Genomic DNA, 13788 nt, shown 5'->3' on the forward strand with positions numbered 1-13788 from the left:
TCCTTAAAAATAATAAGTTGCAGCTAACCAAATACGATCACGCTGCTGCTGGGCACCTAAGTAGTTTTCTTGATCACCTTCAATAAGATCGAGATTTAGCTTTAAAACCCACTGTTGATTAGGTTTATAAGTTAACTTAAGTTGAGATAGGGCTCCGCCCCCCTGATTGTCGAGGTAACTCACTGCTGCGCGAATATAGAGCTGATTGGCAAAAAAACCTCTCTCTGCGGAAGCCGTGTATATGGGTGCAGATTTTGGAATAAGATAAGAGGGTTGCCATCCATTGAGGATGCGGTCAGTAAACTGTAGCGTTGTCGTCCAGTCTTTATAACGGTAATCAAGCCCTATTAAGGCTTCTAGCTTGTTAACGTTTTTAAAAGACAAGTCACTGTCATTCACTGTGTAATTATCAAAATAAGCAAACTCACTCCGCAGCACAAATGCATCTATGGGTTTGCTTAAACTCGTACCAAGCATAGAGAACTTCTCATATGAATAAAGCGTGCGCTCGCTTGGCGACAAAGTGACGACAGGATCATCTTGATACCCGTGAAAAGCATAAAGGCTAACATCTGTAGCTAACGCGAATGTACTGTAACGCAAGCCTAATTCATATTTACCCCACTGTGTCTGCTCACTATTGGGGTAATAATTATTACCGAACTCGGCTCTGGGTGCAGGGTACTCATTACTCAGCTGTTGAAGCGTGGTGATAATGTTTAGCGTGTCACCATTTTCATACTCATAATCAAGCTTGAACATTGGCACAGCTAAACGGTAATCATCTATATCGAAAAAGATAAAGTCTTTATAATCTAATGGATTAATAACATCGACAACCCGTAAGTCATCCGCTTCACCCCATACAACTTTCTGATAACCAAACGACCAAAAACGATTACTTATTTCACCGGAAATATACGCTTCTTCGATAATTGCGCGCGATTCATATTGGTCTTGAGCGTCAATACTGAAGCGATCATTGTTGTTATACACAAAGTCATGCTCGACTCTTCCGTCAAAAGTGAAATCTATATTTTCGGTGCTAAATTCCAGCTTTGTTGCTAACTCGACTCTTTGCTCAGTCGCATAATGTTCTGAGACGTTATAGCCAAAGCTGGTGGTTAAATTAGGCTGAATATATAAGTTTGCATAACTACTGGTGCTAGCACTGCCCATTACGATTAATGCTAACCACCGCATGAACTGCCTCCATCAATAATCAGAGATTGTGCAGTGATCATGCGCGCCTGCTGCGAACATAAAAAGTAAGCACTGTCGGCAATATCACGACTTTGCACATAGGCACGCATCGGAATACGTTTTTTCGCTTTTCGCATTACCTGATCTAAGGTCGAGCCAACCATATCAGCCTGCTTTTGCAACTCACTTCTTAAAAGCGGTGTATCAACATAGCAAGGTAAAATAGCATTAACACGAATACCATGCCTTGCCCAGTCCATTGCCAAACCTTTCATCATCCCTAACTGCGCATGCTTTGAACTACAATAAGCTGTATTTCGAAGGTTGCCCATTTTTCCTAGGATTGAAGAGATAAATAAAACCGCGCTTCCCTTTGCTAGCTTATTTTCACATTGCGCAATAATTGACTGGCAACTAGTGACATTAACATCCATTACACGGGCAAAAATATCCCGTTCAGCAATTTCGTTCTCATCGGCAATACCATGGCTCAATACAATGGCTTCTAACTGACCCAGAGGCTGCAGCGCATCAGTTAGCTGCGAGTAATAGTCTTGGCTTGTTAAATCGGCAATGATTGCAATAAAAATAATGTCTTTATCACGGTATTTATGTCGCATTTCATGTAACTTCACTTCATCTTTATCAAGTGCGATAACATAGCGACATCCCTGCTCTATAAACTTATCCACACACGCTGCGCCAATACCGTTAGCAGCTCCTGTTACAAGTACTGAATTAATTACGTTTTCCATTTCTTACCTTAACAACATCCCGCCATTAACATTAAATACTTCCCCCGAAATAAACTCAGCCTGTTGGCTTGCCAAATAGGCAACTAACGCACTGATATCTCGGGGCTTCCCAAGTCGCTTACTTAACAGTTTCGACTTTGCTTGCTGCTCATTTCCTTTTAGTAAATCAGACACCATATCTGTTTCAATGATGCCAGGAGCAATACAGTTGACCCGTATATTTTTTCGGGCAACTTCCACCGCTAAGGCTCGTGTAAAACCCTCAATACCCGCTTTACTTGCAGCGTAATTTGTTTGCCCTGGGTTGGGTTTCGTTGCTGAAATCGATGACATGTTAATAATGCAACCTTGCTTTTGTGGCAGCATTATCTTGAGCGCCGCTTGCGCACATAAAATAGGCGCAATAAGGTTCACGTGAATGACCTGTTCAAGCTCTTCTTGGCTCATCATTGCAAGGAGGTTGTCTTTCGTAATACCGGCATTATTCACAAGTAAATCCAAACCAAACTGTGCTGCGCTTAAGCTATCAAAAAAGCTGTTTATGTTTTTAGCATCAAACAAATTTAATGGTTGGCAAAAGACCTTAGCGCCCAAAGCAACAAGTTCTTCTTGTAAATTACTCGCGTAAATTTCATCCCGAAAGCCAAATGCAATGTCATACCCTTGCGCTGCTAGATGTAGGGCTATGTCACGACCAATACCACGAGTTGCTCCTGTAACACAGGCTACAGGGCGCGCTTTAAAATTAGCTAAGTGCTGAGTCATTACATTGACCCCTCATTTTTACTTCCGGCTAAGGTAAATCCGTGGCGTGAAGCCATTGCTAAAATTTCATCGACTTGCGATTTACATAAATCACCATAAGAGTAATGTTGCTGAACACCTTCTAAACCTAGAATCACAGACTCAGCCATACATGCATATATTTGCCCTTGGCTAAGATAAGCACGTGCTCTGCCATCGAGAGACTCTCCATTTGGCGTACCAACAATTCCACCGCGAATACAGGTTATATCTGGGCGTAACGCCAAATCATTCTCACTTAAGTTATGTGGAATAGAGACATCACAGATAAGGGCATTTTTAGGGAGCTTTTGCACATCTAAAATGGCTTCAGATGCATTAGTGGCACACATGATAAGTGAGCAGTCATAGGCCTCACTGATGTCATCGGCAATGACAACAAGGCCTTCTTTACTTTGGCTAAATAATTCAAATAACGCAGCGGGTAAATCTACAGGTGCCGCTGCTTCATCAGCCAACCATTGTTGGCATTTTGGGTGTTCAGCAACCACTTTAACGATTCCTGTAAGCGGAGCATGTGATGTCACCATCTGCCAAATATCGCTATAAATTTTATATGCCGCTTTTAGTAGGCGCTTTTTCGACCCCATTCGAGCGCTTCCTATCAACACTAACTGCTGGCAGTGTTCAGTCATAATTGTGGCGTAAACTGAGCCAATATTTCCTGCTGAGCCTATCACCGCAACTTTATCAATCTGCATATCATGGTTTTCAATATGCTCCAGTACGGCGAGTTTCGTCATCCCCACCGTCAGTGCATTACCCGACGTTAAGGCAATATCTGTTGCACGGATAGACTTACAATTATTGGTCACAACAGACGTAAACATCCCAAAACCTGCCACACTACAGCCATCTTGTTGTGCTGTTTGCGCACGCTCACTCACTGCACGTCGAATAGCATCAAGGTCATTATTTTCTAACATGACACTAATTTGTTCTGACGTGACTGATAAGGGATACAAGATAAAATCCACCGTTTTACCCGTTACCGAAGTCATTCTCATAGGTGGGAACGGCACGACTCGCCAGTCAAAACCTAAACGCTCAATAAGCAGCTTTGCCTCTACATCGGGCACCCCTTCCATTGCAGGGTCAACTTGCCAAATCCAATCGGCAGAGATTAGGTGGTTTACAAAAGCCACTTTAACGTCAGCGGGTGTGTGGTTTTGAGCTAAATTGGCATAAAAAGCTCGGTAATCAGCAAGCTCTGTACGCGAAGAACGCACCTCTGCCGAGGTCGTAAGATGCTTTAAGAAGTGATAGCTATCTTGGTTTTTTAATACCTTACATACATCATGCAGGCCAGCAATAAGCTGACTCAGTTCTTGTTCTGTTATATGAATTGTTGGTTCTAGTCGTAAAACATTTGGCGCACTAGAAGATGGCGCTACACGGATATTATAATTATTAAATAAATACCCAGTAATCATGTAGCCCATGAACCCCTGATACACGATTGATTTTAACCAAATTGAATCAAGCGGCATGTCGGCATTAAACTCAATACCGATGAGTAAACCTCTACCACGTATGTCTTTAATAATATCAGGATAAATATTTTGTAGTTCACCAAGGCGCGCTTTAATTGCCTCACCTTGCTGCTTAATGGCTGCCAATAAATTTAAGTTTGGATCATAAAGCTCGTCTAAAAATGCAAGCGCGATGTTGGCACTGTGGTCATCTTCGCCAAATGTTGAACTTTGAATGATATCAAAACCCGCTTGATATTTGCTTTTGCATATCGCAACAAGACCTATTTTAGCAACCCCGCCCGCAAGCGCTTTTGAAAGCACAATATAATCCGCTTTTAAATCAATCTGGCTACCTGCGGTTAATGCCCCACAGCGACCTGAACCTGACTGAATTTCATCACTTATAATAGGGCAGCCAAGTGTTTGGCTAAGTTTTTTTAAACACAGACTATGTTCGGCTGTTAAGCAATGAATCCCCCCTTCACCTTGCACGGGTTCAACAAGCAGTGCGGTAGCCAGTCGTAATGGCTCAATGCTAACTTTTACTGTATGACCTTTGATTTTAGGCAGTAATAAAGTAGCATTATGCTTGTCATTAAGCATAGCTTCTGCACAATCAAGTTCGTTTAATGGTAAAAACTCAGCTTGTACGCCAAGGTGTGCAAATGGTGCCCGATACATCTCCCCATGAGTCAGTTGTATCGACGTCATCAATTTACCGTGAAATGCATTTTTAAGAACAATAAAATAAGGCTGAATATTTAACTGTTGCTCATTAAATTCACCCACAGCAGTAACAAAATCACTTAGTGTTGCGTCTTCGCTCAAATTTAACAGCTCTCGCTGCGCCACACTGAGTTCTAACTTACCTTCTGTTGGCAACCGTTTTATTTGTGACAGAGCAAATTGCATTTCTTCTATTAATTGCTGCGTTTCACTACGGCGTGCCATTTCAGCATGCTTAATGGCAACCTCTATCGATTCAGCCCCAGTACTTGTAAAAGAGAAATAAAAATCTTCCTGTTGATTATTTTCTTCTTTTAAAAGTGCATTTAATCGTTCAGCGAGTTTGCTCGCGGCATCGCGAACAGAAAACTGGTTGTGGAATGCAACTTGGTGCTGAAAGTTTTTCATCGCAGCATCTATCATACGAGGATGATTATGGCCAATTAACGCAGCACCATAACCACCAAGAAAATCAATAATAGCTTGCTCATTTCCTTGCTCATCTAAATAGAATAAGGTGCCTTTTTCTGCACGATGAAAAACTCTATCCAACCCCATCGCATAAATGCCATGGTTTAGTGATGGCTTACAATATTGACTATAACGATTCATTTTCAATCCTAACAAATGAGTAAAAACCAGCCTGGTCGCAATTCACACACACGCCTGTAGAGTGATTTTGTTTGCGAAGTGTTGATAAATTGCAGGCTACTGAGGTAACAACCCCTGGGCATATGTCCGAGCCGCTGTAACTATTAAGATGATGGTTTGCGACATTACAAGAGGCTAATGCATCAGCTAAAATACGATTTTTACCTTTAGCCGACTCAATGTAATAACTTAAAAAATGGCTTGGTTTAAGGTATTCAGCTATGAGTGTATTTAACTGCTCAGTATTTAGATGATAGCCACTTGCTAAAATGCTGAGTCTTGCTACGGCTTTGTGACCTGTTTTTGAAAGCCACTCTTCGCTTGCCAGAATTAACGTCGTAGCGCCATTTGTGACCTTTTCTGCCATTTCAGACTCAGAGTCTTGCAGCCACTTTGCCAATGGGTCATTGCTATTTCCTGCAATTGCAACAATAGCGAGCTGACATTCACCAGCGTCAATGGCGACTATCGCTTCTTGTAATGCACCAAATGCACCAAGCTGATCTCGAATAAACGCACATGCATCTCCATTTAATTGCCAGTTCAACCCCGAAATACCCAGCAAGTTATTGTTCAGGGCATTGGTAATTAAAAATGGATTAACTCGCTCACTAGACCATAATGCTTTAAAGGTCTGGGCGGCTGAATCCGCGCTCTCAGGTAATGCCGCACTAAACTCTGAATAAAATGGGCTACCGTAACCCGTTTGAGACGTGTATATGCCAACCTCTGTAGCACGCTCAGCCAAACTGATATGTGCCAAAGCCTCTGAAGTAGCTGTTAATGAATTAATTGCAGCAGGTGCCATATAACGCTTAAGCTTACGAGGCACAGCAATGTGTTCTGGTTGGTTATCAAACAGTAAAGAAAATTCACTGTCAGCAAAACTACTCGCTACCCCAACCAGTGCAACAGAACTTAGATGACTATTCATAGTACCTCGCAATAGCTAACGATGCGTTAATTCCACCAAACCCAAATGAATTTGATAGCGCATGATTAATGCTGGCCTCTCTTCCTTTTCCCATCACATAATCTAAATCGAGTCCCTCATCGGGTTGTGTTAGGTTAATGGTGGCTGGCATGAACTGATCACGAATGGCAAGAACTGTTGCAATTGCTTCTGGCGCACCAGCGGCCGCAATCCAGTGACCTATCATTGATTTTGTAGACGATACACCTAACGACGTTGCATGCTTACCGAAAACCGATTTAATTGCTTTTGTTTCAATAACATCATTTAAAGGAGTGGATGTACCATGAGCATTTATATACTGAACATTTTGAGCACCAATACCGGCACTTTGTAACGCCCCTTCCATAGCACTTATCGCCCCTAATCCTTCAGGGTGAGGAGCTGTGACTTTGTAAGCATCTAAAGAGCTGCCGTAACCGGTAATTTCAGCATAAATATGGGCACCACGGGCCTTTGCATGCTGCTCACTCTCAAGTACCAACATAGCACCGCCTTCACCCGCTACTAACCCTGCACGGTCTTGATCGAACGGCCGACAAAGTTGATTCGCAAAACGCTGTGTTTCTGCTGTGGCACCTAATAGATGTAATGCAGATAGAGTACGAATGCTCAATACAGAATCAGCACCTCCGCATAACATGACCGATGCTTCACCTCGTTTGATTGCTCGATATGCAAGACCGATAGCTTGAGTTGCCCCTGCACAGGCGCCACTTACATTGCAAATAAATCCTGACGTATTCAACTGTTCAGCCAACGTGGTTGCCAATACATCATTGCTGCATCTAATTCCTGAAAAACGCTTTATTGCCTGCTCTCGCTCAGTCAATGCATAATTCATAATATTTGCCTTTGGCTGCTCAGCGAGGGCCAGTAATGATGCGTCATCAAGCTCAGGTACCCCACTGCACACAGCAATCCCTGCTTGACCCAACTCAGTTTCAAGACGTGCATCGTTAATTGCTTCTTTAGCAGCAATAAGTGCATAAATTGCACGTCTTTCGATGTGTTTTGGTAACTTAAAATCAACCAGCTCCTCAGCCACCAGCGCTTGTGTATCTTGCTTAATTGTTGCACCGTGCTGAACAGGAAAGCCTTCTGCTCCAGGAGGATGCCAAGCATCAACGGCATTTTCACCTGCCTTTACAGCAGACCAAAATGAATCAACGCCAACACCAAATGGGCTAAGTACTCCCAGCCCAGTGACCACTACTCGATTAGTCATTGTTAGCCTCTATCAAAAACATTCCAAATTCACCATGATCACCAAACGCAATCACAATAACGAAGCCCTGTTCGGCGTCTTGCAAATAGCTCAATGCACTATTGCACGCTATTGCTGTAGCCGCAGCCATGGTGTTGCCAACGTAACTATCCAATACAACCGCCCTGCTTTTAAGCTCACCACCTAATGCATGTAGCGTAATATCTTGTTGCTCAAGGTTTGCTCCAACGAGGATAACTTTTACAACGTGCTGATTTTCTATTAAAGGTGAACCCGTTATGCGATTAACCTGTGCAGTGAGTGCATGTGCATTATTTTGTAGGCGAGCTCGATATGCTTGACGCATAACACCTATCGCAGCTTGCTCATTTAAACGAGGTTCATCGCTGGCGATAAAAAAACTCGCCGCTTCACTTAGCCAGTAATTGTCTTGATTAGCCCAGATTGACTCATAGGCAAGTAAGGACCAGGGCGTTATTTTTTGACTCCCGCCACCACATAAAGCATGTTTCAAACGCCCTTCAGCAATCGCAAAGTAGCCCTCACATAGGGCATTTAAGCCCGCGCTCAGTAATGGCGAAAAACTCATATTTTCACCAGTAATACCAGCCAATTGTGCAATATGGCTGGTAGCACTAGAGTTGAGTAACGCTAAACAAACAAGCGGCCGCCTCTCTTCTAACATCGCGGTAGCTAAGCACTCAGCAGTCGGTTCTTGAACGAGCTCAGGATTATCCTCTTCATCGCAGTCAACGGTTCCTAAACCGATAAATAATCCCGCTTTATTCTGTGGCTCATTAAAATAAGTTCGCCACGTTCTTACCCCACTTGCAATAAGCCAACGAGCTTGACGCTCACTGGTTTTACGTACCATGCGCTCAGCGCCAACATCCTTGAGATTTTCGTCTGCTAGCGTAGAAATAAAAATGGAGTGATTAATTAAGTCAGCACTTTCAAAAGGCGTACTCATTAACCTGCCTTTATGAGTGAGTAGTGATTCTAATGATGTACTGTGCGCCAGCAGTGTCTCACCTTGAAATAAGTACACAGGTTTTAACATGCGCTATCCCTCGCTAAAACGATGCTTGTATTTACTCCTCCAAAACCAAACGAGTTACTAAGCAAATAATTGATTGCTTTAGGTGTCGCACTTTTCACAACACTCACCTTTGCATCATCATCACCAAGGGATTCAAAGTTTAAGGTCGGCAGCATGACTTGGTTTTTTATACTCAATGCAGATAAAACCACTTCAATTGCACCACTCCCTGCCAATGAATGCCCTAACGCTGACTTTGTTGAAGTAACAGGCGTATGGCTGCCAAAGACCTGTTCAATAGCACGACTTTCAGCACTGTCATTACTCTTGGTTGAGGTACCGTGTGCGCTAATGTGGTCAATGTCCTCAGCACTGACGCAACTTTTTTCAAGGGCTGCTTGCATGCATTCTGCATAAAACTTACCGCTAGGTTCAGTTGAGGTCATTTTGTAAGATTCGGTACATCGATGAGCCCCGCAAACATATGCATAAATAGACGCGCCTCTTTGCTTTGCCGACGCTTCACTCTCGAGTACAACAAAGGCTGCTCCGTCAGCAAGCACGACACCTGCACGATTGCTATCAAAAGGTCTTGATACTTCACTCGCACAATTAAATAATTGCGCTTGATTGAGCGCGCCTATGTTTTTGAAGAGCAACTGCATGACAGGTTGTGTTCCAAAATCGGCTGCGCCACATAATGCGATATCTAAAGCACCACGTGAGACTTGCCTAAAACCAGAGATCAAACTTGATGCACCGGCTGCACAAGCATCGGCACAAGATGTCACCGGCCCACCAATTTCGAAGTATTCAACCATATCCGCGACAACCGTTTGCGGATTGTAATAATCCACACTCTCTGGCGATTGATAGGGTAATTTTTCGCTTGCCGCTTTTTGTTGAGCAAGCTGATGTACAAGATCAACTGTTGGCAGTATTTTGTTAGTACCAAAATAAAGACCAGCTTGACGAAGTTGGTCTGGGTTTAAATCAGCATCTTTTACTGATTTAGTTAACGCATCAAATCCAGCAAATCCAGAGGGTGCTACCCTAGTTTGATCAAGTGATGGGTACCGACTTTGCAGCTGAATAACTTCTTCATCGCTAATACGACTACTGGCGACGCCCTCGATCCCCATTCCTTTTAAAATATGGTCATCTGCAATGAGAGACTGACCAGACTCTAAAGTTGCAAACAACGTATGAGGGTCTTGGTGATTTTTAACAGTTACGCCAATCCCTGTAATAACAACCTTGTGCATGAGTTTTCCCTAACAAATTATGCTGGTACGTTTATCAGCTCAATATCTCTAGATACACAGAATTGTTCGACATACTCTTGCAGTAACACATCACCATTTTGGCTGGCATGTTCACACACATCTTTAGCTAAATAGAACCAGTGCATAACGGTTGTCAAACTAAGTAAATCACTGACAGCCATGCCCACATCAATTTCACTTTGTGAATAATGACTTGGACTATTTATCAATAAATCAACGCCTGCAGAAGTAAGCTTGCCACCTTGTATAAAGGCCTTTTCATCTGCACAAAGCTCACTGGCAATAATTAATGTTGTTTTAGTTGGCATTTTAATTTTCAGCTTTTTTCCTAAAGAAAAAGAAATATCAACTAAATCTAAAGAATCCGCTCCCAAATCATCTACGATAGAGCTGTCTAAAGTGACTTCATCTTTATCAAGCTCTAATACCTCTGCAATAACATCCACAACAACATCTTTTGTAATTTCCACTGTAATTTTCCCTATGTAAGAAACAAAAATAAAAGCACGCACACACTAGGTCAACTGACCAATATTGTCAATAGGATGATAATTGAAACATTTTAAAGTTAACAAAAATTTAATATTTAAGGTTTTTAGAGAGAATAATTTATTGCTTCCTTAAACTCTCTACGAGATAGGTTATGAACATAAATAGTTGCGGTATGACAAAAAAATAATATTCTTTGCTAGAATGGTCGGAATATAAAATTCAACAACTGTGTGGTGAAAATGGAATCAAATAAAGAGATTATCATTCAAACAGCAACTAAAATGCTCAGTGAAAATGGCAATCAAGGGCTCACTCTCAGAAAAGTTGCTGAGAAAAGTGGTGTTACTCTCAGCAATGTGCAATATCATTTTGGAGACAGAGACGGATTAATTGTTCAAGTAATTGATTCTTATTTAGAAGTTTGCCTTGATCATATCCGTAGTTCGATGAGTGATATTGAACTAAAAAATAACCCTCAAGCCATTAAGAACTACATCAGTAACCTACTTGCCCTTGACGATATCCAAGATTGGTGTGAAGTTTTTCGAGAAATTTGGGCTATTTCATGCCGTTCAGAAAAAGTACTCTCCAGTTTAGAAAACTACTATAAAAAATGTGGTACGGAGCTTGAGTTACTGCTGATCTCGTTAGGCTTTAGCGAACAAAAAAGTAAGGTTGTCGTGTCATTACTTATTCCATTTATTGAAGGTTTTTCCATTACATCAAATGCACTACCGCTACCAAAAACAGAGGTTATTAACTTAATCATTAATTTGCTCGTTGATGAGATAAAATAATAGTTAAGCCATTTGCAACTTATTTTTACCCAGCTCACCAACCTTTGACTAAAAGTGTGCAAAGGTTGGTACAGCTAACTTTCAGCGTTGTTATTTTTCTAGCTTCAGTTCTAAAACAGCTTCACGCTTATCTAAATAACCACTGTATCTTGTTGCAATTAACGCCGCTAAACTGATGATAGCGCCTATCCATGCAGTGTCTTGCAATGAGCAGTTTTCAACGACAACGCCACCTAACACTGAGCCTAGCGCAATACCGATATTAAACGCTGCAATGTTTAAGCCTGAAGCTACATCGACGGCATTGGGTGTGAATTTTTCAGCAAGTTTAACCACATAAACTTGCAGCCCTGGCACATTACCAAATGCAAATGCCCCCCATACAAGTACGGTCAGTACCGCAGCGACTTTAGATTGCATGATAAAGGTCAACACCAACAGCACCATGCTCAAAGCACTAAAGATAATAGTAAGCGCATTAATGGGGCCTTTTTTATCGGCTAGCTTACCGCCGTAGATGTTACCAACAGCAACCGACACCCCGTAAACCAGCATGATTAAGCTAATAGTGGCTGATGCAAAACCAGTTTGCTGCTCTAAAATGGGCGCTAAATAAGTGAAGGCTGTAAATGTGCCGCCATAACCAAGTATGGTCATCAAATACACCAGTAAAAGCCTAGGTTGCACCATTACCTTTAATTGCTCACCCAACGTGGCGGGTTTACTTTGCTTTAAGTTGCTTGGAATTAAAAATGCGCTGCCAATAAGTGCGATTAAACCCAATAAAGACACCACTAAAAAGGTCGCTCGCCAGCCAAAATGTTGACCAATCCAAGTCCCTAATGGCACACCGGTTACTAATGCAACCGTCAACCCCGTAAACATAATCGCGATAGCACTGGCTTCTTTATCTTTACTGACAAGCCCTGTTGCGATGGTTGAACCAATTGAGAAAAACACCCCATGAGCAAGGCCTGTTAGAATCCTTGCGGTGATCAAACTACCATAACTAGGTGCTTGCCAAGCCAGTAAGTTACCGATAACAAACAGGCTCATTAAGCTCAGTAATACATGCTTTCTATTCCAGCGTCCGGTAAGCGCAGTTAATACTGGCGCCCCCACCGCAACCCCTAATGCATACAAGCTAACAAGTAGCCCTGCACTCGGTAACGAAACCATCAAATCATCAGCGATAGTTGGCACTAAGCCGACAATCACGAACTCAGTGGTGCCTATGGCAAACGCACTGAGAGTTAATGCAAGTAATGCAATTGGCATCACATATCCTCTATTAATTTTTGAAAGTGCGGCTATTGTGACTAAAATTAAATTTGCAAAAAATAGCGATAGTGACAAAATACTTTTGTCAAAAATGAAAAGGTATAGCCATGAGCGTGATCTCCAACAGCCAAGATTTAGAAGCATTTATTAGCGTGGTTGATACCGGCGGATTCTCAAGTGCAGCCAATGCCTTAGATGAGCAAGTAGCAAAAATATCACGGGCGGTAACTCGGCTCGAAAAATCTTTAAACGTTACCTTATTCAATCGCACAACAAGGCGCATTGAGCTGACCGAAGAAGGTCAGTTATTTTTAGGCTATGCTAGAGAAGCACTCAGTCAGCTTGCACAAGGTGAAGAAGCCCTAAAACTTCTACACTGTGCCCCATCAGGAAAATTAAGAGTCGATGCCGCAAGCCCCTTTGTGTTTCACCAATTAGCGCCACATTTAAAGGCCTTTAACCACGCTTACCCTGATATAAAACTTGAGATCACCAGCCACGACAACATTATCGACTTGCTTGAACATAAAACCGATATTGCTATTCGGATTGGCGAACTCGCTGACTCAAACTTACATGCGCGTACTTTGGGCATCAGCAAACTACAGCTAGTCGCAAGCCCTGATTATTTACAAGCTGCCCCACCATTAAATGAGCTAACCGACTTAGCCTCACAACAACTTATTGGTTTTACCGATGCGCCGCATTTAAATCACTGGCCGCTAACCACGCCTTTAGATCTTAAATTTTCAATCAGTGCATCTAGTGGTGAAACGGTACGCCAGCTTTGTATTCAAGGTCATGGCATTACCTTGTTGTCGGAATTTATGATTAACGAAGATTTAAAAGCAGGCCGTTTAGTGAAAGTGCTTGAAGGCGAAGTGCTAAGTCCTAATCGCCGTGAAAAAGTGCATGCGGTGTATTATCAAAACAGCGGTGTGTCATCACGAGTATTAGCATTTTTAGACTTTATAGCACCAAGGTTAACGCTGTAGTTTTTTGCACTTTTAACAAAAGTATTTTGTGATTACTGGCATTAATTTCATAAATAATATTCGTTATGCTGAACGCATAGTCG

12 protein-coding genes are annotated in these 13788 nt (G+C 42.2%); 2 read left to right on the forward strand and 10 right to left on the reverse strand.

What is annotated here, in order from left to right:
* Positions 1-3: 3 nt before the first annotated feature.
* The 9 genes from L0Z67_RS12725 to L0Z67_RS12765 are packed head-to-tail and all read right to left on the reverse strand — an operon-like array spanning position 4 to position 10610.
* Positions 4-1203, reverse strand: a complete 1200-nt coding sequence (locus tag L0Z67_RS12725; RefSeq protein WP_062569626.1) for a DUF1302 family protein — start codon at positions 1201-1203, stop codon at positions 4-6.
* Complete coding sequence (locus L0Z67_RS12730) at positions 1191-1958, reverse strand: SDR family NAD(P)-dependent oxidoreductase (protein WP_405128092.1); 768 nt, start codon at positions 1956-1958, stop codon at positions 1191-1193. The genes L0Z67_RS12725 and L0Z67_RS12730 overlap by 13 nt, the downstream gene beginning before the upstream one ends.
* Positions 1959-1961: 3 nt before the next feature.
* Positions 1962-2723, reverse strand: a complete 762-nt coding sequence (fabG, locus tag L0Z67_RS12735) for a 3-oxoacyl-ACP reductase FabG (protein WP_237114336.1) — start codon at positions 2721-2723, stop codon at positions 1962-1964.
* On the reverse strand, positions 2723-5575 hold the full coding sequence (locus L0Z67_RS12740; protein ID WP_405128093.1) for an aminotransferase class III-fold pyridoxal phosphate-dependent enzyme: 2853 nt from the start codon (positions 5573-5575) through the stop codon (positions 2723-2725). The genes fabG and L0Z67_RS12740 overlap by 1 nt, the downstream gene beginning before the upstream one ends.
* Complete coding sequence (locus L0Z67_RS12745) at positions 5562-6548, reverse strand: hypothetical protein (protein WP_405128094.1); 987 nt, start codon at positions 6546-6548, stop codon at positions 5562-5564. The genes L0Z67_RS12740 and L0Z67_RS12745 overlap by 14 nt, the downstream gene beginning before the upstream one ends.
* Positions 6541-7815 (reverse strand): beta-ketoacyl synthase, encoded by a 1275-nt coding sequence (locus L0Z67_RS12750; protein ID WP_237114339.1) that lies wholly within the window; start codon positions 7813-7815, stop codon positions 6541-6543. The genes L0Z67_RS12745 and L0Z67_RS12750 overlap by 8 nt, the downstream gene beginning before the upstream one ends.
* On the reverse strand, positions 7808-8875 hold the full coding sequence (locus L0Z67_RS12755; RefSeq protein ID WP_237127129.1) for a beta-ketoacyl synthase N-terminal-like domain-containing protein: 1068 nt from the start codon (positions 8873-8875) through the stop codon (positions 7808-7810). The genes L0Z67_RS12750 and L0Z67_RS12755 overlap by 8 nt, the downstream gene beginning before the upstream one ends.
* Positions 8869-10119 (reverse strand): beta-ketoacyl synthase, encoded by a 1251-nt coding sequence (locus tag L0Z67_RS12760; RefSeq protein WP_193987685.1) that lies wholly within the window; start codon positions 10117-10119, stop codon positions 8869-8871. The genes L0Z67_RS12755 and L0Z67_RS12760 overlap by 7 nt, the downstream gene beginning before the upstream one ends.
* Positions 10120-10136: 17 nt before the next feature.
* Complete coding sequence (locus L0Z67_RS12765; RefSeq protein ID WP_062569618.1) at positions 10137-10610, reverse strand: phosphopantetheine-binding protein; 474 nt, start codon at positions 10608-10610, stop codon at positions 10137-10139.
* Between the two features lie 261 nt (positions 10611-10871).
* Between L0Z67_RS12765 and L0Z67_RS12770 the strand changes: the two genes are divergently transcribed.
* Complete coding sequence (locus L0Z67_RS12770; RefSeq protein WP_062569617.1) at positions 10872-11429, forward strand: TetR/AcrR family transcriptional regulator; 558 nt, start codon at positions 10872-10874, stop codon at positions 11427-11429.
* A gap of 90 nt (positions 11430-11519) precedes the next feature.
* On the opposite strand, the gene L0Z67_RS12775 is transcribed toward L0Z67_RS12770, so the two are convergent.
* The gene (locus L0Z67_RS12775; RefSeq protein WP_405128095.1) at positions 11520-12707 is read right to left on the reverse strand and encodes an MFS transporter; all 1188 of its coding nucleotides are present in this window, start codon (positions 12705-12707) and stop codon (positions 11520-11522) included.
* Between the two features lie 110 nt (positions 12708-12817).
* On the opposite strand from L0Z67_RS12775, the gene L0Z67_RS12780 reads away from it, so the two are divergent.
* The gene (locus tag L0Z67_RS12780; RefSeq protein WP_237114342.1) at positions 12818-13705 is read left to right on the forward strand and encodes a LysR substrate-binding domain-containing protein; all 888 of its coding nucleotides are present in this window, start codon (positions 12818-12820) and stop codon (positions 13703-13705) included.
* The last annotated feature ends 83 nt before the right edge of the window (positions 13706-13788 follow it).

This window comes from Pseudoalteromonas sp. PB2-1, from assembly GCF_045040605.1.
Taxonomy (GTDB): domain Bacteria; phylum Pseudomonadota; class Gammaproteobacteria; order Enterobacterales; family Alteromonadaceae; genus Pseudoalteromonas; species Pseudoalteromonas arabiensis.

Bases quoted from the DNA above. Each gene is read 5' to 3' on its own strand.
- L0Z67_RS12725 (WP_062569626.1), bottom strand. From the start codon at position 1,203: ATGCGGTGGTTAGCATTAATCGTAATGGGCAGTGCTAGCACCAGTAGT.
- L0Z67_RS12730 (WP_405128092.1), bottom strand. From the start codon at position 1,958: ATGGAAAACGTAATTAATTCAGTACTTGTAACAGGAGCTGCTAACGGT.
- fabG (WP_237114336.1), bottom strand. From the start codon at position 2,723: ATGACTCAGCACTTAGCTAATTTTAAAGCGCGCCCTGTAGCCTGTGTT.
- L0Z67_RS12740 (WP_405128093.1), bottom strand. From the start codon at position 5,575: ATGAATCGTTATAGTCAATATTGTAAGCCATCACTAAACCATGGCATT.
- L0Z67_RS12745 (WP_405128094.1), bottom strand. From the start codon at position 6,548: ATGAATAGTCATCTAAGTTCTGTTGCACTGGTTGGGGTAGCGAGTAGT.
- L0Z67_RS12750 (WP_237114339.1), bottom strand. From the start codon at position 7,815: ATGACTAATCGAGTAGTGGTCACTGGGCTGGGAGTACTTAGCCCATTT.
- L0Z67_RS12755 (WP_237127129.1), bottom strand. From the start codon at position 8,875: ATGTTAAAACCTGTGTACTTATTTCAAGGTGAGACACTGCTGGCGCAC.
- L0Z67_RS12760 (WP_193987685.1), bottom strand. From the start codon at position 10,119: ATGCACAAGGTTGTTATTACAGGGATTGGCGTAACTGTTAAAAATCAC.
- L0Z67_RS12770 (WP_062569617.1), top strand. From the start codon at position 10,872: ATGGAATCAAATAAAGAGATTATCATTCAAACAGCAACTAAAATGCTC.
- L0Z67_RS12775 (WP_405128095.1), bottom strand. From the start codon at position 12,707: ATGCCAATTGCATTACTTGCATTAACTCTCAGTGCGTTTGCCATAGGC.
- L0Z67_RS12780 (WP_237114342.1), top strand. From the start codon at position 12,818: ATGAGCGTGATCTCCAACAGCCAAGATTTAGAAGCATTTATTAGCGTG.